This window comes from Niallia sp. NCCP-28 (genome assembly GCF_023168165.1).
In the GTDB taxonomy this organism is placed as follows: Bacteria; Bacillota; Bacilli; order Bacillales; family Cytobacillaceae; genus Niallia.
The window spans coordinates 20,588-42,347 of record NZ_BQYJ01000008.1; the positions used below are offsets into that span (position 1 = coordinate 20,588).

The following is a 21,760-nucleotide window of genomic DNA, read 5'->3' on the forward strand; positions in this document are numbered from 1 at the left end:
AATCTATTTATATACTCACATTTTTTTTAGTTGGTGTTTTGTCTTCGGCCATTACTTCTTTAGGAACTGCAAATAAAGAGGTAATCACAAATGCCGCTATAAAAATGACAATGCCGACTACAATATATGTTACTAATTGATTCCATTCATAGATGTACATTAATGGAGAAAGAATTACCGCTAAACCATAGGAGTTAGCTTTGATATTTAAGACAGAAAGAATCATACCACCAACAGCTGAACAGGCAATCATCACATATAGCGGTTTCATACTATATCTCATTACTACACCAAACAACGCAGGCTCGCTGACACCAAGCAATTGAGTAAGCGTTGCACTTACTCCAGCAACCTTTACCGTACGTTTTTTAGCTTTAATTGTAATTCCCAGACAAGTTCCAGCATTCGCAAATCCATACATTGCACATAAAGTGATCAGCGGATTAAATCCAGTATTTGCGAGCAAAGTTGTTTCAATCATTATGAATAAATGGTGCATTCCTGTCATAACAGCCAACGGATAGATGAAGCCAATTAAAAGGCCGCCAATTCCAAAAGGAGCATGAATAAGTGATGTTACAACATGTACTAATCCCATTTCTAATACATGCAATAATGGCCCTAACACAAGTAAACCAGTAATCATCATTGTCAATAAAACAAGAAAAGGAGTAAAAATTAAGTCCAATGCATTTGGCATCACGGCTCGCAATTTCTTCTCAAGCTTTGCTCCTAAAATTCCGATCACGAGTGCTGTCAATACACTGCCTTGATATCCGACTACTGGAATAAATCCAAATGCCATAATTGGATCTACTCCACTATTGATATCTGCTACTGCATAAGCATTTGGAAGAGCAGGAGAAACTAACATTAAACCGATTACAAAACCGATTATTGGCATTCCTCCAAAATTCTTAAATGCAGACCAGCAAATTAATGCTGGCAAAAAGGCGAATGCAGTGTCTGTAAGAACAGAGATAAGTGTCTTCAAATAAGCAGGAATATCATTGCCTGTCATCCCTATTAGCCCTAAAATAGCATCACTAAATATTACTCCCTTTAATCCGAGAAACAGTCCTGTTGCAGCAATAATCGGGATAATTGGAATAAATATATCAGCAAGTGTACGTACAGCTCTTCTTATGCCCTTTTCTTTTTTAGCAGATGAAGCATCCTCCTTGGATTGTGCCTCATCTTGTTCTGGCTGATTTCCCCTCAAGGCAGCATATACTTTATTAACCGTACCAGTACCTAAAATAACCTGATACTGGCCGGCATTAAAAAATACCCCTTTTACTTCATCAATGCTTTCAATAGCTTCATCATTGATCTTTTCACGATCTTTAATAGAAAAACGCAGTCTAGTAGCACAATGGGTATATGATTCGATATTATCTTCACCTATTACATCAATAATTTCTTTGCCTATGCGTTCGTATTTGTTTTCATTCATCACTATTCTCTTCTTTCTTTAAAAGTAGTAGAGCTTGATATGGCTTTAGTTCATAATCTTGTATAGCTATTATCGTTTCTTCATCTTTGTAATTGTTTAATAAAACTTCATACTTTTTCTGCTCTAATTTGACTACATTATTTTCTGATGAAAAATTAAAATAACAAATAACTTCTTTTTCATTCAATTTACGCTTATATGCAACTATATGGGGGTGTTCCTCTAAAATTGGTTCGATTTCGCCAAAAGTTAAGCATTCACTTGCCTTGCTTGACTGTCTTACTTGAATGATTTTTTTATAAAAATTTAAGATAGAATCTGGATTTTTTTCTTGTTGTTCTACATTTATTGATTCGTAATTCTCATTCATTCCTAACCATGGTTGCACTTCTGAGAATCCACCATATTCTTTTGGGCTCCAATGAAATGGTGTTCTTGAATTATCGCGGCTCCGCAAGTTGATAAAGTGCAATGCTTCGTCTTCACTAAAACCCTCATTCATAGAACGATAATACTGGTCAATGCTTGAAATATCATCAAATTCTTCAATGCTTTTTCTTTTAAAGTTAGTCATGCCAATTTCTTGACCTTGATATATAAAAGGAGTTCCACGCAAATAGAAAAACATTGCTCCTAGCATTGTCGCCGAATAGAAATTGCGATTCTCTTCTTCCTTTATATACTTGCTTATTGATCTATTTTGATCATGGTTTTCTAAGAAGTTAGCACCCCAGCCGACTTTTTGAATTTCTTTTTGACTAGTAAATATTAAACCCTTTAAATCTATTACATTCCAATCGACTCTTTTAAACCATTCACTTCCAGAAGCCACATCAAGATCTGCATATCTAAAATCAAAAATCATAGAGAAGTATCCATTATCGCCAATAAAATCTCCATATTGCTCATATGGCACTCCAGGAGCTTCACCAATTGTTACGCAATTATACTTTGAAAAGGTTTTTGCTTGTAATTCATGCAGAAATTTTTCAATGCCTGGTTGATTACGGCCTCTTTTGGTGCATTTTGCAAGTCCATCTACTCCATCTGCAAGTACATCTTGATAAGATTGATCTTTCTTAATAAACGTTATCGCGTCAACTCTAAAACCAGCAATTCCTTTATCCAGCCAATAATTAACCATTTTATACAGCTCTTCACGAACTTCTTTATTTTCCCAATTTAGGTCTGGCTGCTTGACTCCAAAAGAATGAAAATAATACTGATCTGTATTTTTTAAAGGCTCCCATACACTTCCGCCAAAAACAGAACGCCAATTATTAGGTAGCTGGCCATCTTTACCAGATTTTAAGACATAATAATCTTTATACTTACTATCAGGATTTTCTAGCACATCTTGGAACCATGGATGTTCATCAGATGTATGATTTATTACAAGGTCAAGAACAATTTTGATGCCTTTTTCTGTTGCCTTTTCAATCAACTCATCCAAGTCTTTCATATCGCCAAACTCTGGATTTAATTGATAATAATCTGAAATATCATATCCATTATCAGCCATTGGCGATTGATAAATTGGGCATATCCAAACCATTGTGATACCTAAAGACTGCAAATAGTCTAATTTCTCTGTAATACCCTTTATATCGCCTATTCCATCATTATTTGAGTCATAAAAACTTTTAGGATAAATTTGATAAATAACTTCTTTTTGCCACCATTTCTGCTTCATAATCTTCCCCCTAAACAGTCTATCGTATCATCACTTGTTAGTCGCATCGTTGGAATCGGTTCCGTTTTATTATAAAAAAACAATCGCTTTCATTAAAAGTTAAAAAATATAGTAAAATAGTAATCGGTTTCAAATCTGCATAAATAAAATTATTCACTCATGTTATAGAACCGGTTCCGCAATATTATTATAAATTCTCATATAATATGTTGTCAACGCTTTCTTGTCGAATTATGTACTTTTATTTTAACAGATTTACGCTATAGAAAAAAAATGCCTTTTCACATTAGATTAAACTTTATCTCCTAATCCAAAGAAGTTCCAGCTTCACAAAATTTTAGGCTGTGAACAAACATTCTCTTCCTGCTAACTTGCTCTAATCGATCTGTACATCGGAAGATAACGATTTACACACAGCCTAAAAAGGATTAAATCTTTTCTAACATTAAATGATTCATAAGATTATTGTCTTTTTTTCGTTTTTTTATTATTAAGTTTTTCCGCTGCAGTTAACGGTTCATTCGCAAATTCATGGTCATATTCTCTTGATAAACTATCTTTAACTGCTTGTTTATTACTAATTCCGCTAGTATGTTTATTTTTAGTCATAATAGTCACCCCCATTCTTTATTTTGTCTTATTGCCCTAATGAATATGTATCCATAGCAAAAAAACGCAAATGAAAAATCATCTGCGTTTCCAATAATTCCTGATTTGCATACTATCACACAAGTAGTTATTAATTACTTTTTTTAAAATATACCGGTTCTCCTGTTTCAGCAGATTGATAAATAGCTTCTAAAATTTCAGTTACTACTAACGACTGTTCAGGCGCAACAATTGGCGCTGTATCATTTATGACTGCTTCAATCCATAATCTCGCTTCTAAATCTGCAGCACTTTCTTCTGAACCGCTAAAAAAAGCTACGCCATCCGAATCTAATGCAACTTTTTCTGTATAAAGTTTGCTGTACTTTTCTCCATTAATTCTTAATCCTTCCTTCATATCAGAGCCGCCTTCTGTACCACAAAGGGTACATTTCGCCTCATCCTCATCTAATGAGTTAAGGGCCCAGCTTGATTCCAGAACAATTGTCGCTCCGTTTTCCATTTTAATAAAACCAAAAGCGGAATCTTCCACTTGAAATTTTTCCGGATCCCAAGAACCCCAAGCATTAGCAGCACCTTTTTTCTTCCCTAATTTATGGTAGGTAGAGCCCATTACTACTTGAGGCTTATAATTATTCATCATCCATAAAGTCAGATCCAATGCATGTGTTCCGATATCAATTAAAGGGCCTCCTCCTTGTTTTTCTTCATCTAGGAATACACCCCATGTGGGAACAGCACGGCGGCGAATTGCATGTGCCTTCGCATAATAAATTTCTCCAAGATCTCCATTTGAACATACTTTATGTAAATATTGACTGTCTGTGCGGAAACGATTTTGATAACCAATGGTTAGTTTTTTCCCTGTTCGCTTTGCAGCTTCCACCATTTTTTTTCCTTCATCTGAAGATATCGCCATTGGCTTTTCACACATAACATGCTTTCCAGCTTCTAATGAGGCAACAGAAATATTGCAGTGAGAATTATTTGGCGTACATACATGAACTACCTCTATTGTTTCATCCTTTAATAATTCTCTATAGTCCTCATAAATTTTTGCTTCCTTTATCCCAAAATTCACTGCTGCTTTCTCTGCTCTTTCTTTAATAATGTCGCAAAAAGCCACCATTTCTACATTTTCCAGTTTTGCTAAACTTGGCATATGCTTCCCTTCTGCAATTCCACCACAACCAATAATACCGACTCTAACCTTTCTTGACATAAATAAAATCCTCCTTGTAAATTAAACAATTTATTCTAAACAGCCTGTAAATAACATTCACTATAGAACAATAAAGTGAAACTTCAATCAGTATTTTTTTCCATCCCCCACTGATTGTTAGTTGAATCAATCGGGATTTTACAGGCAAGGTTCTCTCCATCTAGGGTTCGCATTTCCTCTCCTATCTTGAGCTGGGTTCTTATTGCCCATTAATGTGGGATAAATCTATTAAACAATAAGAAAAAAATGTGTTTTATTTACTCTTTTGATAGAATCATAGCACAAAACAGAAACCGCTTCCATTATATCCCCTTTATTTTCCTCTCTATTTTCAAAAGCAGTTTAATAAATGGCGATTACAGGAAAAATTCAAAAGAATTAGTAAAAAGGGATTAATAAAAAAAGCAGGTAACCTTATCATAGGATTCCTACTTTTTTATTGAATATTGTTACAGATTAAAATATCATTTAAACACACTAGATACTACGCTAAAGCATCTCGTTCAATAGCCATAGATGGTTGTTTTTTCTTTAAACTAATCATAACAACAAAGGATATACAATATAGAATTGCTAAATACGTCATCGCTGCTGTCATATCATAAGTTTGTAAAATATAGCCAACTAGAATTGGAGACAGCCCTCCGATTGCTCTTCCAAAATTAAAAATAGTATTAGTAGCAGTACTGCGAATACTAACTGGGTAATAGCTGCTTATTAATGCACCATATCCAGCAAACATTCCATTCGAGAAGAAACCAACAATGGCACCACCAATTAGAACACCGGCACTTCCTTCTGCATAGGAATATAAAAATACTGCGGCTGCGGAAGCAAGGAGAAAAATTCCGTAAGATCGTTTTGCACCAAACCGATCCATAAATCGGCCGAATGTCAGCATTCCAATAATCATTCCCACAGCTGTACTGATTGTCCATAATGCAGAACCTGAAACAGATAATCCTTGAGATTGTTGAAGCATAGAGGGCAGCCAAATCATCAACCCATTATAGCCCGCAATTTGAACAGTTGCCATTATCGCTAAAGAAATTGTCGTAAAAGCAGTTCTTGGTGTTTTAAACAACTGCACTAATTTCCCTTTTTCTTTCTTATTAGTAACCTTTTTTTCATTTTGAGCAGCAACCCATTCTGGAGATTCCTCCAAATTCCTTCTAACAAAAAAGGCAAAAATTACTGGAAGCACGCCTACAAAAAATAACGCTCTCCATCCTAATGTAGGCAAAATAACCGCACTAAGCAATGCTGCTAATATTACGCCATATTGGGCACCAACACTAACATAGGAAGATGCTCTCCCTTGTTTGTTCTTTGGCCAGGCTTCAGCAACAAGGGCCATCCCAATGCCATATTCTCCTCCAGCACCAAGACCTGCTATAAATCGGAATAAGTACACTTGCTCAATATTTGTTGCAAGTCCTGTTAATGCTGTACCAATTGCAAATAAAATAATCGTGTAGGTGAATACTTTTACTCTTCCAAATTTATCTGCCATAATACCGAAAATCACTCCACCTGCGAGCATTCCTATATTAGTAATAGAAGATATTAGGCCTCCAGTCGCTAAATCAATATTAAAATTAGCAATAATCATTGACATGGCAAATGAAATAAACATAATGTCCATGCCCTCCAATGTTAAACCTGCAACTGATGCTATAACTGTTTTGTTTCGATAATTCATATTTCCATCCTCCAATATTTTTTAAGCAAACATAGTTCTCTTTATGGTGGGGAAGGAATGGATCTGTATCATTAAATGCATAACAAATACTCCATTCTCTTTTTAAGCCTCACAGGACTTCATTTAAAAGAAGAACAATCATTAAAAACCTTTTGCAAGCGGCAGATATACGTTCATTGTACAGACCATTTGCTAAAAAAAATTCCTTATCTAGGTAAAAGTAAAAAATAAAACCCTTCTGTCTTTAAGACAAAAGGGCATAGATAGGCAAAGATAACAAAATCACATAATTATCTGCTGTCCCTTTTCGGTCTCTCTGTACCAGCTTAAAGGAATATTCACTTTATTTTCAATTTATACTAGCATGATAAAATCTTAGTTTCAATAAAAATATTTTTTCTACCTATAATGTCACTAAATAAACAAATCTGCTAATATTATTAAGGCGAAATATTTTCCAAAGTGAAACAGCATGAAAGGAAGTAATCCATTGTTTGAAACATTACTATTAAATTTTTTATTCTTATTATTCCCAGTAATGATATATCTAATATTTTTTGAACATAAATCGTATGCTTCTAATAGATGGATTTTTATCCTACTATCTTCCCTTACCATGGTTCTTTGTATAACCATTCCTATTAAAATGAATATCGGATTTATTTTTGATTTAAGGTATATTCCATTTATAATGGTTGCTCTATATGGAGGATATAAAAATATATTTATTCTCTATATAATTTTAAATATTTACCGATTTTATATTGGCGGAGAAGGAACTCTTAACTCCTTTATCTTTTCAACAGCGGCTTTCCTGCTAATCCCTATGCTAAGAAATAAATTTTTAAGGTTTGATTCGAAAAAGAGAGTAATAACTGCTTCCGCTATTTCCTTTATTCTTATGGGCATTTATCTTAGCTTATTAAGCACCTATTTTCAAGAACTGACAAAAGAATTTTGGCTGCTAGTAGTTCATGCATTAACGACACATGTTATCATGATTGCTATTATTACTCTCCTTATTGAGCGAATTATCGCCAACAGTAAAAATCGGGAGAAATATTTACATTCTGAGAGATTAAACGTGGTAAGTGAATTATCTGCAAGCGTTTCCCATGAGATAAGAAATCCTCTTACTGTAACAAGCGGATTTCTTCAACTTTTAAATACTTCTCATACCATTACGCAAGAGGAGAAAAAATATGTAGAATTATCCTTGCAAGAATTAAAGCGCGCAGAAAAAATTGTCAGTGATTATCTCTCTTTGGCCAAACCTCAATCAGAGAATATGATTTATTCTAATCTTTATAAAGAAGTGGAATATACAACAAATCTTTTGCTTCCTTATGCTAGAATGCATCAAGTTGAAATTCAATTAAGCTTTACTAACACACTCTCTACAAGATATGATCACAATCAAATACAGCAATGTTTAATCAATCTAATAAAAAATGGAATTGAATCCATGAAGGAAACCGATGGAGGCACATTAACCATTAATGTTTTAGAACAATCCGAAAAAATCCTTCTTGTCATACAAGACACAGGCATCGGCATGACAAAAGAGGAAATATCTCGTTTAGGAAAACCATATTATTCTACTAAAGAAGAAGGAACAGGACTTGGTATGCTTATGGTCTACAATACCGTCGATAAAATAAAAGGTTCGCTAAAAGTCGAAAGTGAAAAAGGAAAAGGAACGACTTTTTATATAACTATTCCTGTTTAAAGATGCCTGTTTATTATATAGAGGCCACTGAAAAGTTAAATTAGCGGATGGAACTATTTTCAAATTGGCTTTTACTCCATAAATGAATTGGTTTTCCAAATATCACCATCCACTTTCCGTGGGATAAATGGACGCCTCTTCAAATAATAGATGTTTCCTTTAATTGTCTTTTTCATCCTATACAAACATAAAAAAACATTAAGTTTTTCAGTAGCCTGCATTATATATTCAGGCTACTTTTAGGATTTTGATTTTAAGAAAGGCATTTTTTGATATCTTCTATAAAAGCTAATACCTCATCCTCTTTGGTTGCCCAAGATGTAACTAAACGGATGGCAGAATCATTTCCATCCATCTTTTCCCAAATTAGAAAATCATATTTTTTTTGCAGTTCTTCTATCAGTTTGTCAGGCAATATTGGAAACAGCTGATTGGAAGCTGAATGAGTTAAAAATTGGAAATTCCCTTTAGTCAGCTGCTCCCTTAATATTCCTGCCATCTTATTCGCATGTAGTGCTAAATCAAAAAACAGGTTATCACGGAAAAGTTCTACAAATTGTATTCCTAATAACCTTCCCTTTGCAAGCAAGGCTCCTTTTTGCTTTATATGATAACGAAAATCTTCTTTCAGTAATTCACGGCAAATGACTAATGCCTCCCCAAAAAGCGCCCCATTTTTTGTGCCGCCAATATAAAAGGCATCCACAAGCTCAGGAAGATCACTTAATTTCAAGTCGCTTTCTTCTGAACATAAAGCAGATCCTAATCTTGCTCCATCCATAAATAGAAGAAGGCTGTTCTTGCGGCAAAATTCGCTTAAGTCCTTTAATTCTTTATATACATATATGGAACCTATCTCCGTTGAATTAGATATGTATACTAGCTTTGGTTTTACCATATGTTCATCTGTATGCTCGTCTAACACCTTTTTTATCAAAACAGGTGTTAGTTTTCCATCATCTGTTTCAATAGATAATATTTTATGTCCAGTTGCTTCAATTGCACCTGTTTCGTGTGTGAAAATATGGCCGCTTTTTGCTGCAATTGCTGCTTCATGAGGTCTTAAAAAGGCTGAAATCACAGTAAGATTTGTTTGTGTGCCACCTACTAATAAATGAACATCGACATCTTTTCTTCCCATTTTTTCTTTTAATAATTCCCCCGCTTTTAACGTAAAGCGGTCTTTCCCATATCCTGCTTCTTGCTCAAAGTTAGTGTCTACTAATGCTTGTAAAATCCGAGGATGCGCACCTTCACTATAATCATTTTTAAAACTATACATCTTCATGTCTCCATTCTTTTTCTTCCTATTTTATCATTTTTTTCTCGAAATTAATTATTTAGTGTTACGAAAAGAAAAAAATCAGTCGTTATCGTCTTTACCTTTATTATGCAAATTTTTAATAGAAACATAAAAAAGGCAAGATTAATTTAAAAAATCAATCTTACCAGTATGCATTGCCATTTGTATTAAACCTTTGTGTTTATAGTTTCTAATAACTCTTCTACATAATTAGGCTGTTTCATAATTTTTCTTGCAAGAGCGATAAAATCCACTTCTTCTTTTTCTACCATATCTGCCGCTATTTCTATATTCTCTAATGCTCCTGCACCAATTACAGGAATCGTTACATGCGCTTTCGCCTTTTTCAGCAGCTCTCTTAACATAGCAGGACCCGGTAAACTTAACGGAGACATCAGTCCTGTAGATATATCAAGTATATCAATTCCCGCTTCTTGTAATTTTTCTGCAACCAAACAACCATCCTCTGCTGTCATTCCACCTGATAAAAAGTCGTCCAAACCTAAACGCACTAACAGCAGGAACTCTTCCCCCACGGCTTTTCGTACACCTTTAACAATTTCCAAAAGAAGTCTGCTCCGGTTATCCAGACTTCCTCCATACTCATCCGATCTTTTATTCGTTAGCGGAGATAAAAATTGGGATAGTAAAAAGCCGTGGCAATTATGAATTTCTACGCCATCAAATCCTGCCTCTTTTACACGGAGAGCAGCTTGAATAAATGCTTCTTTTATCTCCTTAATTTCTAATACAGTCAATGCTCTTGGCATAGACCGCTTAACAGTAGGGTGTATTACCGCTGATGGGGCTACTGCTTCTAATCCTGTTAATGAAATATCCGCAGCACTTCCAGCATGATTAATTTGCATGACCGCAACTTGATTGTTTTGATGTATGACATTTGCAAGTTTTTCTAGCCCATTAATGCACTCATCACGATCTGTGAAAATCAACCTTTCCCTATATTGGCCAGCTTTTGCTACAGCAGCCTGTTCTACAATAATTAAGGATGGGCCAACACGTGAACCGTAAATAGTCAATAGCTCTTCTGTAATAATCCCATTATTCTCAGCTTTTGCAATATCAAATGGTGCACAAACATAACGATTAGAAAACACATATCCTTTTATTTCGGTACTCTCTAATAATATGGAGTTCTTTTTACCTTTCATTGCTTCAGTCATTATTGCACCGCCAACTCATTTATTAAGAATATTCCATTTATTTTTTCTAAACTATACACCAGACTTCCCTTATTTAGCTAATGAATTTTTTGTGAATTTCCAAAAATAAAAGAATGTATCTAATTTGAAAATCTTTCAAATTAGATACATTCTAAAAAATAAAGCTATTTTTCATGTACTATATTGCTTCTATATCTTGGAGTCAGCACATTTGCTTTCCAAAACACAATGCCTGTAGCGCATAAAAGCAAAATGCCTGTTAAAACAAATACTGTTTGAGCGGGAAAAATTCCACCAATTAATCCGCCCATCATCGGGCCAGCCATTCCACCTATTTGGTTAGCTGTTTGATTTAAGCCAAATGCCCGTCCACGGAAGTCTTCCGTTGTTGACTTGACAACAAGTCCATTTAAACTAGGGAAAACTGCACAGAAAAACAGACCAAAAATAAATCTCATAATGGAAAATCCCCAAATATTAGCGAATATAATTTGGGCAAGCGTTCCAATTCCTCCACCAATTAATCCAATAAATAAAACTCTGTTAAATCCGACTTTGTCTGCCCATTTCCCCCAACAAGGTGCCATTAATACACTTGCTATTCCAGGCAATGAAAACACAAAACCTGCCAATAAAGCGGCATTATCAGAAGAACCACCTATATCCACAATATATAAAGGAAGGATTGGTTCAATTGTCATAATGGAACAGGATGTGATAACCGTTAATAGTAAGACCAGCATCAAAGGTTTATTCGCATACGCCATTTTGATATCGATTTTAACTGATCCTTTCTCCTTGCTTGGAGTAAAATTTTCTTCTTTCACCCAAAAGATAATAAGAATCGTCGCAAGAAGGACAATAAAACCAGCACTGGCAAATGCACTTCTATTGCCTACCAATTCTGCAATAAGCCCCCCAAGCAATGGTCCAACAATGCCCCCAGTTGCAGATGCAGTTGAAATCATCGAAAGCGCATATCCCGTTTTATGGGCTGGGGTATTTGTACCAACCAATGCAATCGCTCCAGGAATAAATCCGGACAACAGTCCTTGCAAAACTCTCAAAACCAATAATTGATAGGGATTGGTTACAAATGCTGCCAATGTATAAACAACAAATAAAACAAATCCAGCTCGAATGATCATTGGTTTTCTTCCATATTTATCTGCAACTCTTCCCCAAAAGGGAGAAGACAAGGCCCCTGCAAAAAAAGCTGCACTAAATAATAAACCTGACCACATTTCTGTATGTTCATGTACATCCAATTCCAATAAAAAAATAGGTAAAAAAGGAATTACCATATAAAAACTAGCTGCTGTAAAAAATACTCCGACCCATAGTACCAGTAAATTACGCTTCCATGCTGCCATACTACCGCTCTCCTTATGTGAACCATTAGCATTTACATTTTTTAGCTAACTCCATATATATTAATATTCTTGTATTATCATATCATTCACTTATTTATTTTTATATACGAAATTTTCGTTTAGTGAATAAAATCATTTTAGAGAGCAATAATTCTTAAAAAATCTTCCTCTGAAATTTATTGCATCGCTTCCATTATTAAGTGGCAATGAATCCATACAATAAATAGACAAAAAGAAAGAGCATGCTCTAATAAAACATGCTCAGAAGTTCTCGGCAAACGCTCGCTTTTTTGTTGCTCATCTTGTTCGGCTCAGGTAACTCTGCTCCTCCCAAATCTTCACACCTCAAAAGACAAGCTTTTTCGATCAGCTCAAAATCATTCCATTTTTACTTTGTCTACACTCTTAAGACTATGTTCTAAAAAAACCGCTTCTTCCAAAAAACAATCGCAGTCACACCCGATAAACCAAATGCAATAATAATTGCAATAATAAATGAATATCGATAATCTTGAAAAGGAATGGCAACATTCATTCCATAAAAGCTAGCAACCATTGTTGGCAACGAAAGAATAATTGTAAATGAAGTTAAAAACTTCATCACTATATTAACATTATTAGAAATGACAGATGCAAAAGCATCCATCATCCCACTTAAAATAGAGGTATGTGTTTCAGCCATTTCTATCGCTTGCTGATTTTCTATAATAACATCCTCTAACAGCTCCTGATCCTCTGCATACATCTTTAAATAGTTGCTTTTCAGCATTTTTTGCATCACAATATTATTCGATTTCAAAGAAGTAGTAAAATAAACTAAACTTTTTTCAAAATTCAGCAAGGAAAAAAGTTCTTTATTTTTCATTGACTGATGCAGTTCCTTTTCAATAATATCTGTTTTTTTGCTTATTTGTTTTAAATATTTCAGATAAGAAGTAGCCATGGAATAAAGAATTTGAAAAGAGAATCTTGTTTTTTTATACGTAAAAAAATTCTTTACTTTCCCCCGAGAAAAAGTTTCGAAAATTGGATTATCTTTTAAACAAACAGTAATAAAACAATTTTTAGCAATAATCATTCCTAGAGGTATCGTGTCATAAATTGGGAGATTATTCTCATCCATTGATACTAAAGACACATTTACAATAATTAAAATATTTTCTCCATCTTTTTCAAGTCTAGAGCGCTCCTCTTCATCCAAAGGATCTTTTAAAAATTCTAAAGGTATCTCTAATTCCTTTGAAATATCATAAATTTCCTTTTCTGTCGGGTCTATTAGATTCACCCAGCACCCGTTTGAAATCTTTTCAATTTCTTTAAGAGCCCCCTGTTCATTTGATGCATACATCTTTAACATACTATAACCTCCTCAGTTTATGAGAAAGTCAAAAATCACTGCCATATAGTTGAAGTTTTATCAGCATTCAAAACTTTGAAAAATGGGTTATTGATGACTTTCCCGTTGCAAGTCCTGGGCTCAGGATCAGGTTCCATGCACTTTCGACTACTCATAAAAATTCAACTCCTTTTTATTAATCGATTAGTGTATTAATAAAACACCTTTTGGTTCATTCGAACACGACAACATTCTATTCTATATATTTAACGTTGTAAACTAATTTCTCTTTTAGACAAAAATAAGGTCATGAAATATGATGGATTGCCAACGCTGACTGTTCAAATTTTATAAAATCAATTTCCTCCCTCTTTCTCCTCAATTTATGCTGAAATATTTTATATGTTTTTTCGGCTATCTTTAAATTCAACAACCTGCATTACACTTTCCTAATTATTATTTTTATCAATAAAAAGGAAATTTTCTGAAAACCCAAGAAAAGCGATGGCATCAAATGTTTGCTCATTCACTCGCTTCCTTACAATTACTAAATTTCTTAGTCTTTATCGAAATTGCAAAACAGTTTCTCCATTACACTTAATTGGGCGTAGATTCTTTAAAAGCTATATGCCCCCTATAAAATTGTATTAAAATAGGTTAAAATACCTATATAATATAATTTTTTTAATATAACTAATGAATAAATCAGAATCTAACGGTATTTTTTTCAGGCATACTATTCTAATAAAGATTAAGGAGTATATCATGGATACAGAAATCCTTTATTGGTTAGCAGGATCTTCCATTCTTTTATTGCTGTTGTATTTCTTAGCAAGCAAATATCTTTGGTCTAAGTATATATTGCTTTTTGCTTTTTTAATCTTAAATGGCATTTATTTAGTATGGAGAACGCTTTGCACGCTTCCAACTGTTGGGATCGTCAGCTTTATATTTGGTTTATTACTGCTTGCAGCAGAATGGGCTGGCTATTCGCAATCAATAATTTTCACCATCCTGTCATGGAAACCCTTCAAAAGAAAAATAATCCCATTATACTCATTTAGAGAGCTTCCTACTGTAGATGTATTTATTGCAACTTATAATGAACCTGCAGATTTATTAAAAAGAACGATTACAGCTTGTCTTTTAATGAGATATCCTAAAGAAAAATTGCGGGTATATGTTTGTGATGATGGAAAAAGAAAAGAAATCCAAAAGATGACAGAATCTCTTGGAGCCTATTATATTAAGAGAGAGGATAATAAGCATGCAAAAGCAGGAAATCTAAATCATGCAATGAGTGTCACAAATGGAGATATTATTGTAACGATGGATGCTGATATGGTGCCAAAAATCAACTTCTTAGAACGAACACTAGGCTACTTTAAGGACGAACAAGTGACATTTGTTCAAGCTCCACAAGTTTTTTATAACGCAGATCCTTTTCAGTACAATCTCTTTTATGAAGAACGATTAACAAACGAACAAGATTTTTTTATGAGAAGGCTAGAAGAAGGAAAAGATCGTTTTAATTCGACTATGTATGTGGGAAGCAATGCATTATTTCGGCGAACCGCACTCGAAAATATTGGAGGTTTTGCAACAGGCGTCATTACAGAAGATATGGCTACAGGCATGCTTCTGCAAACAAAAAATCAAAAATCTGTATTTGTAAATGAAACATTAGCGGTCGGTCTTTCAGCAGAAACTTTTCCTGATTTAATTAAACAAAGAGATAGATGGTGCCGAGGCAATATTCAAGTAGCACGAAAATGGAATCCCATCAGCATCAAGGGATTATCATGGATGCAGCGGCTGCTCTATTTGGATGGAATTCATTATTGGTTTTTTGGTGTCTATAAAATGATCTATCTATTGGCGCCATTGCTTTTTCTGCTATTTTCGATATACAGCATACAAACAAATTTTTCTACATTAATAGTATTTTGGTTTCCAGCATTTTTCTCTTCTTTGCTTGCTTTCAGAAGGATGGCAGACAGCAAACGTAGCGTGTTATGGAGCCATGTTTATGAAGTGACATTGGCTCCATATATGGCTTTTTCCGTGTTATCAGAAATTTTCTTTAAAGAAAAGGGAAAATTTAATGTAACAAGAAAAGGAATTCAAAATAATGAAAGAAGTTTCCTTTGGGAAATTAGCCTTCCTTATATTATTTTGTTAGTCATGTCTATTATTTCCCTGCTTTTAGTATGCCTCCATGTTTTTACAACAATAGATATCTATCCAACTATAGACATGCTTATCATTAATGTTTTTTGGGTGATTTATAATGGATTAGCCATTTCTATTGCTTTGTTAATTACAGTAGAGCGTCCAAGGTTTAGAGGAACAGAAAGATTTATGGTCAACTTGGCTGCAAATCTCTCAAATAAACAAAAACAGGGACTGCAAATACCATGTACAATTACAGATATGAGTGAGCATGGAGCTAGAATGGAAATAAAGGAAAAGGAATTTGATACCTTTCAGTTTATTGCCAATGACAAATTTTTATATTTGAATACGAATACTATACATGGATTGAAGCTGCAAAAACATTGGGTAACGAAAATAAACGATTCTTATTATATTGGAGTATCCTTTGTAGATGTAAGCAATGATCAATACAAATCCTTGATTTCTGCTTTATTTGTTGAATCGATTGATATTTATTCTAATAAAATTTATGAAAATGCTTCTGTATTAGGAGCGATAATCGGATTTTTCCGTAAAACTCAAAAAAATCCTAAAAAACTAAACCGAAAATCTATTAGGCAAAAAACAAATATCCCAGTAAATATCCAGTTTTTCAACCAATCCATACAAGGAAAATTAGTAGACCTCAGCAATTCAGGCTGCCAATTAAAAACGAGAAAGCGTATAAAGCAGCAAAAATTTTCCTTTGTTATGAAAGAAAAAACAGAAAAGCACGCTTTTGTGCGAGTCCAATGGATGCGTAAAAAAGGATTATATTACTATTATGGGCTAAGTTTTGAAAATGACAATCGTTCGATGCAAGAGGGAGCCTAAAATTCAAAGGAGAGCATCCTACTTCGCTGCACGCAAGGTAGGATGCTCTCTTTTTATTAACCATTAACAGACCTTTCCCTAACCTCAAGATTACAAGGAAAAACAAAAAATCCAGGTGAGGATTAAAAGCCTGATTAGTTCAGTTAACAATCAGTGGGCATAAAAGAGCACTAATTGAAGTTTCATTTTATTTGCTGTCAGAGTTCGATAAACAGATAAAATGTTCTGAATAAATGCTACCATTACCTCCCCTTTATGCGTTCTAATAAGAGCAGCACAAAAGAATGGAAGGAATGGTTAACATGAATATAATAGAGATGTTTGACTCCACTGTAACTCACAATTTTGATGAATTAAGAATTCTATAAATTATTTTTAATAATACTATTCATTGCATCTAATTTTGCAGTTACCTTTTTAGCATAAGTATAGTCACCATAACAGTAAGGATATCGAAAATTCAATTTATCATTATTGCATGTATAAATGGATGGAGACTTCTCCACCATATATTCAGAATAAGTTTTAGCTGAATTTTCACTATGCGCTGACTTATTACTTGCTATAAAATCAATATATCCTGGTCCCATATTATAACTTTGTATAATTGTTTCCAAGTCAACCCCAAGCTTCTCTCCATATCTATACATCTCTGAAAAATGAAAAACGCCTTGCTTTATACTTTTATAAGGATTATCAATTTTATTTCTTTTTAAACCAGCAGATTCAGATGATTGCATCGGATCATTCCCTTTTCCATGGCTTTCTTGATCCATAATGGCTAATAAAACAGGAGCAAACTCGTCCGCACTTAAATCATTTTCTTCTAATTCACTCGAGATAATCGGCAAGTATTTCATTAATCTCTTTTCATTACTCTGTTTAAGCGCATTTTCTGTTAATAAGTATATAGAATATAAAACTATAACTATTATAAAAAGAACGTTGACTGCTGCTTTTCTTTTCTTCTTCATTTTTACCCCTCATCAATACAAGATTATAATAATGGAAGAGATAAACTAAAATTGCGCTATAAAAAACTAGCTATTTTTATAAATAACTTTTTCTTATTAAAATAATGTTATCTATTCTATAAATTAGGTCTGCGAAAATATTTGCTGCAATGTTTATCTACTTATTATTGAATTCTTTCTCATTATACAAGAAAAACTGTTCAATTTCTTTTTTCAACCTATAAAGTTATACAAAAAAACAGCTGCCTGATTGACAACTGAATAAGAAATAAAACGCCTATTAATTTAACTTTCCGCACAAATCAATAGAATAAGGGAGTAATACATTAAAAAGTTATCCATTAAGGTACTGCCTCATGTTCTGCTCCATGAATAATCATTTCAGAACCCTTAGCAGCTCCATAAAACATCCCCATCAGCTTCTTCTTAAACTTTATCATCAATTGATTCAGCTTATATCTATCATGACTAACAGGGAAACCATAGGAACATTTATTTATTCCCAATGAAATTACATAAACCATCTGTAAAGTCCAATTAGCAATCTGTAAAAACGTTCCTCTCCCCAATTCCATACAAGCAATATTGCAAAAGGCTGTGATAGAGGAGCAATTTATACGTAAACTCTATTAAAAGCCGTAGAGCCTCTAATAATTTCATTTCTATTTTTGGCTGATTAAATTCTATGCTTCGAGTATCTGCAATGCCTGCTTTGCCATTTGCATATACTCATCTATACCTGATAAAATTGCAAATTCTGCAATGGCAACTGGATATGCGGCCTCTAATTCAATAACATGCTCTTTCATTTTAGGCCAAACATAACCACCTGCTTTTTGATAAGCATTCATAAGCAAGTTAAGCCCCTCTTCCCCAAAAGTCCTGTAACTTACAACGAAATCATTTGATACATCTGTTACTTTTGCTTCAGTCCAATCGATCAAACCAGTTACGCTTCCAGCTTTATCAATCAGAATATGGCCTGCATGTACATCACCATGGATCAGACCTGTTTGCGTCGGCCACATCTCATCATTCTGTATCCATGTCTGCCACCGAGTCCATAAAGCATCTCCTACTCCAATTTTTTCTCTTACAGCATTCATACGTTCTTCCATTGACTGCCTTGCTTCTTCAGGTGTATGAACCGTCAATCCAGCTTCCAGAGTTTTTTCCTTTGAAACATTATGCAAAGCTACAAGTGCTTTCCCTAATGTCTGGTAAAAGCATTCAGGTACATTATTAATGTCTATTTCCCAAACATAATTATGAATTTTGTGATCGATTGTTCCTGCTGGCACCCCATTCAACTTCTTATATGCAATCAATTCATTAGTATAAATAGACCATTTGGGCGCTTGAAAAACAGTTATCGTCTCATTCACCAAATCCAATGCTTTTTTCTCCTCTTTTGTTCTTGGCATAACATCCTCACGTCTCGGTATTCGAAGCACCCATGAATTTTTTTGCTGATCAACTGCAAAGACCACCTGAAAGTCCAAACCAGATTCATCAAATATTAAAGTATCCTTCTTTAGCAGCAATCCATGTTTTTCAGCAATTTCTAACACTTCATTTTTCATTTTACTCATTTTTTCACATCCTAATTTATTAATATCTCTATTTTGAATATAAAACTCTTCAAAGCTTTTAAATCCTTTATTTTTAACTGCAAAGAAACATATCTTATGAAACCACTATAAATATACGTTAGCTGAAAAAGCCTTAGATTTCTTATAGATTATTTTGTTAGTTCATTTGCTATAGCTTGAAAAAGAATTTCTTGAACTTTAGGATAAATCTCCTCACCAACATCCTTTTTATGAATAATTATGGCCAAACAGGCTCGAATAACACCAGCAATAACTTCTATATCCTCATTAATTATTTTCTTTAGCCCTTTATTTTTTTTGATAAACTCAATGAGTGGAACAATACTTCTTAAAGTTTTGCTTGCTGCATATTGTGGGTCTATCTTCCGAGATACCATGTTATATTCTTCTAAATTGGTAATGAGTCTCTGTGTTAATATATTTGCTTCTAAAGCAGAGGACATTTCATGCAGATAAACTTTAATTGCCCCACGCACATCCTTTTCTTGTTCTACTTTTGTCCAAATTCGTCTTTCAATTTCTTCCCCTTCAGAGACTAATAACTCTAGATAAAGCATTTCCTTTGATTTAAAAAATACATAAAAACTACTTTTGGCTATAGACACTGAAGAAGTTATTTCTTCAATAGATGTATTCTTCAGCCCTTTTGTGATAAAACACTGATGTGCAGTCCGCATCATCTCTAGCCTTATACTTTCTTTTTCAATTTCTGTAAACTTCGGCATTAAGCTTTCTCCTCAAATTAGTTATTATAAAACCATAAAAACAATTTATTTATTTGTTTTTATAATAATTAAACCTAAATAACCTGTCAAGCAGCCATCCTATTTTCCCCTATTCCTGCAAATGAACTGACATTCACATGAATAATCTATTTATTGCTTAATAAATCCTGAAAACTCTTAAAAAAATCTGGTATAAAAAAAGACCCCGAATTCGCAAAAGTACATTAAAACGAAAACGGGGCCATTTTAGCAAGAATTTATTTATTTTGTCAGATAGTTATTTTTTGTTTACAACTTCAGCGTCAACTGCACAACACATTCTACATGCGCTGTATGCGGGAACATATCAACAGGCTGAATATACTCGACTTTATATTCTTTTGCCAAATAATCAATATCCTTTGCAAGGGTGGATGGGTTGCATGATACATATACAAACTTCTTTGGTTTTACTTTTTTTATAGCGTCCAGCAGTTTGCGGTCGCAGCCTGTTCTTGGAGGATCTACCACCACAACATCTGGCCTAAAGCCTTCTTCTACCCATTTTGGCAGCCAGTGTTCCGCTGTGCCTGTAACATATGTGGCATTTTTAATATTATGGCGGGCCGCATTTTGCTTTGCATCTATTATGGCTGCTTCGATTGTATCCATTCCTCGGACTTCGCTTGCTCCGTCTGCTAGCCATAGACCAATCGTGCCTACACCACAGTAAGCATCAGCGATTTTTTCTTTGCCTGTTAAACTTGCCGCTTTTTTCACTTCATCATATAATTTTACAGTTTGAATAGGATTTAATTGAAAAAATGCTCGTGCCGATAATTCGAAGTTTAAGTCTCCTAATGTTTCTTGGATTACTTCTTCTCCACTTAAATGCAATGTTTTTTCGCCAAAAATAAGGGACGTTTTATTGCCGTTAATATTTTGGACCAATGACTTGACCTCAGGCAGCCTTTTTTGGATTTCTGCCATAATCAATTTTTTGCGCGGCACTTCCTTTTGTGTCGTAATAAGCACTACTTGCACTTCTCCTGATTGAAAGCCTGCCCGGGTCACAATCGTGCGGACAATGCCTTTTTGTGTGCGTTCATTGTAAATAGGAACTTGCAGCTCTTCTAATATTTTTCTTACTTCTTCTGATACTTTATTGGTTAATGGATGCTGAACCATACAATTTTGCACAGGAACAAGTCGATGGGAGTCCATTCCATATAATCCTGCAATAATTTTCCCATTTTTTTGCTGCCCGATTTGAAATTGGCTTTTGTTGCGATAATTCCATGGTTCTTCCATGCCTATGGTTGGGAGAATATCTAATTTTTCTACATCTAGCTTTGTATGTCTTTCTAATGACTGAAGAACAATATCTCTTTTTTCCTTAAGCTGCTGATCATATGCTAAATGCTGCAACTGACATCCGCCGCACTGTTCATAAATTGGACAAGGAGCTTTTACACGGAAAGGAGAGGATTTGCGAATCTTTTTCACTTTGCCTTCTGCGAATTTTGGCTGCACTTTTGTTGCTTCTACAACCACTTCTTCACCAGGAAGGGCACCAGGAACAAATACTACTTGGCGTTTAAAGTATCCTACACCTTCTCCATTAATTCCCAAACGTTTTATTGTTAATGGAAAGGTTTGTCCTTGCGTCAATTTTACCGAATTTATTTGTTTATTGTCTTTCATTTATTTTACTCCTACATTCATCTATAAATATTTTATTATTTTTATCATGACACTATCCTATTAATACTAATACTTCTTTCCCCTAATATCCAGTATAGGTAAAAAGTAAAATAATATAGGCTCCTTTT

16 protein-coding genes are annotated in these 21,760 nt (G+C 34.1%); 2 read left to right on the top strand and 14 right to left on the bottom strand.

Going from position 1 to position 21,760, the window contains the following annotated elements:
- Positions 1 to 7: 7 nt before the first annotated feature.
- From NCCP28_RS18605 to NCCP28_RS18625, 5 genes are all read right to left on the bottom strand, one after another.
- Positions 8 to 1,456 (bottom strand): PTS transporter subunit EIIC, encoded by a 1,449-nt coding sequence (locus NCCP28_RS18605; RefSeq protein WP_248562727.1) that lies wholly within the window; start codon positions 1,454 to 1,456, stop codon positions 8 to 10.
- Complete coding sequence (locus NCCP28_RS18610; RefSeq protein WP_248562728.1) at positions 1,449 to 3,149, bottom strand: alpha-glucosidase; 1,701 nt, start codon at positions 3,147 to 3,149, stop codon at positions 1,449 to 1,451. The genes NCCP28_RS18605 and NCCP28_RS18610 overlap by 8 nt, the downstream gene beginning before the upstream one ends.
- Before the next feature lie 462 nt (positions 3,150 to 3,611).
- Positions 3,612 to 3,758, bottom strand: a complete 147-nt coding sequence (sspO, locus tag NCCP28_RS18615; protein ID WP_248562729.1) for a small acid-soluble spore protein O — start codon at positions 3,756 to 3,758, stop codon at positions 3,612 to 3,614.
- Positions 3,759 to 3,888: 130 nt separating this feature from the next.
- A complete protein-coding gene (locus NCCP28_RS18620) occupies positions 3,889 to 4,980 on the bottom strand; it encodes a Gfo/Idh/MocA family protein (protein ID WP_248562730.1) in 1,092 nt (363 codons plus the stop codon).
- Positions 4,981 to 5,464: 484 nt separating this feature from the next.
- Positions 5,465 to 6,682, bottom strand: a complete 1,218-nt coding sequence (locus NCCP28_RS18625; RefSeq protein WP_248562731.1) for an MFS transporter — start codon at positions 6,680 to 6,682, stop codon at positions 5,465 to 5,467.
- Between the two features lie 490 nt (positions 6,683 to 7,172).
- Here NCCP28_RS18625 and NCCP28_RS18630 point away from each other — a divergent pair, with 490 nt between their 5' ends.
- Positions 7,173 to 8,411: a sensor histidine kinase gene (locus NCCP28_RS18630; RefSeq protein WP_248562732.1), complete on the top strand. Its 1,239-nt coding sequence runs from the start codon at positions 7,173 to 7,175 to the stop codon at positions 8,409 to 8,411.
- A gap of 253 nt (positions 8,412 to 8,664) precedes the next feature.
- Here the strand turns inward: NCCP28_RS18630 and NCCP28_RS18635 are convergent, their stop codons facing one another.
- The 4 genes from NCCP28_RS18635 to NCCP28_RS18650 all read right to left on the bottom strand — a co-directional run bounded on the left by NCCP28_RS18635 (position 8,665) and on the right by NCCP28_RS18650 (position 13,628).
- Positions 8,665 to 9,693 carry a threonine aldolase family protein gene (locus tag NCCP28_RS18635; RefSeq protein ID WP_248562733.1) on the bottom strand — a complete coding sequence of 343 codons (1,029 nt, stop codon included), beginning with the start codon at positions 9,691 to 9,693 and terminating at the stop codon, positions 8,665 to 8,667.
- A 188-nt stretch (positions 9,694 to 9,881) separates the two neighbouring features.
- On the bottom strand, positions 9,882 to 10,898 hold the full coding sequence (locus tag NCCP28_RS18640) for an NADH:flavin oxidoreductase (protein WP_248562734.1): 1,017 nt from the start codon (positions 10,896 to 10,898) through the stop codon (positions 9,882 to 9,884).
- Between the two features lie 164 nt (positions 10,899 to 11,062).
- Entirely contained in the window at positions 11,063 to 12,271 is a 1,209-nt protein-coding gene (locus NCCP28_RS18645; RefSeq protein ID WP_248562735.1) for an MFS transporter, read from the bottom strand.
- A gap of 418 nt (positions 12,272 to 12,689) precedes the next feature.
- Positions 12,690 to 13,628 carry a magnesium transporter CorA family protein gene (locus tag NCCP28_RS18650; RefSeq protein ID WP_248562736.1) on the bottom strand — a complete coding sequence of 313 codons (939 nt, stop codon included), beginning with the start codon at positions 13,626 to 13,628 and terminating at the stop codon, positions 12,690 to 12,692.
- 744 nt (positions 13,629 to 14,372) lie between these two features.
- Here NCCP28_RS18650 and NCCP28_RS18655 point away from each other — a divergent pair.
- Positions 14,373 to 16,637, top strand: a complete 2,265-nt coding sequence (locus NCCP28_RS18655; RefSeq protein ID WP_248562737.1) for a glycosyltransferase — start codon at positions 14,373 to 14,375, stop codon at positions 16,635 to 16,637.
- A gap of 362 nt (positions 16,638 to 16,999) precedes the next feature.
- On the opposite strand, the gene NCCP28_RS18660 is transcribed toward NCCP28_RS18655, so the two are convergent.
- The 5 genes from NCCP28_RS18660 to rlmD all read right to left on the bottom strand — a co-directional run bounded on the left by NCCP28_RS18660 (position 17,000) and on the right by rlmD (position 21,632).
- On the bottom strand, positions 17,000 to 17,611 hold the full coding sequence (locus tag NCCP28_RS18660) for a lysozyme family protein (RefSeq protein ID WP_248562738.1): 612 nt from the start codon (positions 17,609 to 17,611) through the stop codon (positions 17,000 to 17,002).
- Positions 17,612 to 17,952: 341 nt separating this feature from the next.
- A complete protein-coding gene (locus tag NCCP28_RS18665; RefSeq protein WP_248562739.1) occupies positions 17,953 to 18,135 on the bottom strand; it encodes a hypothetical protein in 183 nt (60 codons plus the stop codon).
- Between the two features lie 159 nt (positions 18,136 to 18,294).
- Positions 18,295 to 19,203 carry a macrolide 2'-phosphotransferase gene (locus NCCP28_RS18670; RefSeq protein WP_248562740.1) on the bottom strand — a complete coding sequence of 303 codons (909 nt, stop codon included), beginning with the start codon at positions 19,201 to 19,203 and terminating at the stop codon, positions 18,295 to 18,297.
- A gap of 149 nt (positions 19,204 to 19,352) precedes the next feature.
- Entirely contained in the window at positions 19,353 to 19,949 is a 597-nt protein-coding gene (locus NCCP28_RS18675) for a TetR/AcrR family transcriptional regulator (protein ID WP_248562741.1), read from the bottom strand.
- A 288-nt stretch (positions 19,950 to 20,237) separates the two neighbouring features.
- Positions 20,238 to 21,632 (bottom strand): 23S rRNA (uracil(1939)-C(5))-methyltransferase RlmD, encoded by a 1,395-nt coding sequence (gene rlmD / locus NCCP28_RS18680; RefSeq protein WP_248562742.1) that lies wholly within the window; start codon positions 21,630 to 21,632, stop codon positions 20,238 to 20,240.
- Between the last annotated feature and the right edge of the window lie 128 nt (positions 21,633 to 21,760).

What these genes read in the sequence shown, in the direction of transcription:
- NCCP28_RS18605 (WP_248562727.1), bottom strand. Translation starts at nt 1,456, where the DNA reads ATGAATGAAAACAAATACGAACGCATAGGCAAAGAAATTATTGATGTA.
- NCCP28_RS18610 (WP_248562728.1), bottom strand. Translation starts at nt 3,149, where the DNA reads ATGAAGCAGAAATGGTGGCAAAAAGAAGTTATTTATCAAATTTATCCT.
- sspO (WP_248562729.1), bottom strand. Translation starts at nt 3,758, where the DNA reads ATGACTAAAAATAAACATACTAGCGGAATTAGTAATAAACAAGCAGTT.
- NCCP28_RS18620 (WP_248562730.1), bottom strand. Translation starts at nt 4,980, where the DNA reads ATGTCAAGAAAGGTTAGAGTCGGTATTATTGGTTGTGGTGGAATTGCA.
- NCCP28_RS18625 (WP_248562731.1), bottom strand. Translation starts at nt 6,682, where the DNA reads ATGAATTATCGAAACAAAACAGTTATAGCATCAGTTGCAGGTTTAACA.
- NCCP28_RS18635 (WP_248562733.1), bottom strand. Translation starts at nt 9,693, where the DNA reads ATGTATAGTTTTAAAAATGATTATAGTGAAGGTGCGCATCCTCGGATT.
- NCCP28_RS18640 (WP_248562734.1), bottom strand. Translation starts at nt 10,898, where the DNA reads ATGACTGAAGCAATGAAAGGTAAAAAGAACTCCATATTATTAGAGAGT.
- NCCP28_RS18645 (WP_248562735.1), bottom strand. Translation starts at nt 12,271, where the DNA reads ATGGCAGCATGGAAGCGTAATTTACTGGTACTATGGGTCGGAGTATTT.
- NCCP28_RS18650 (WP_248562736.1), bottom strand. Translation starts at nt 13,628, where the DNA reads ATGTTAAAGATGTATGCATCAAATGAACAGGGGGCTCTTAAAGAAATT.
- NCCP28_RS18655 (WP_248562737.1), top strand. Translation starts at nt 14,373, where the DNA reads ATGGATACAGAAATCCTTTATTGGTTAGCAGGATCTTCCATTCTTTTA.
- NCCP28_RS18660 (WP_248562738.1), bottom strand. Translation starts at nt 17,611, where the DNA reads ATGAAGAAGAAAAGAAAAGCAGCAGTCAACGTTCTTTTTATAATAGTT.
- NCCP28_RS18665 (WP_248562739.1), bottom strand. Translation starts at nt 18,135, where the DNA reads ATGGTTTATGTAATTTCATTGGGAATAAATAAATGTTCCTATGGTTTC.
- NCCP28_RS18670 (WP_248562740.1), bottom strand. Translation starts at nt 19,203, where the DNA reads ATGAGTAAAATGAAAAATGAAGTGTTAGAAATTGCTGAAAAACATGGA.
- NCCP28_RS18675 (WP_248562741.1), bottom strand. Translation starts at nt 19,949, where the DNA reads ATGCCGAAGTTTACAGAAATTGAAAAAGAAAGTATAAGGCTAGAGATG.
- rlmD (WP_248562742.1), bottom strand. Translation starts at nt 21,632, where the DNA reads ATGAAAGACAATAAACAAATAAATTCGGTAAAATTGACGCAAGGACAA.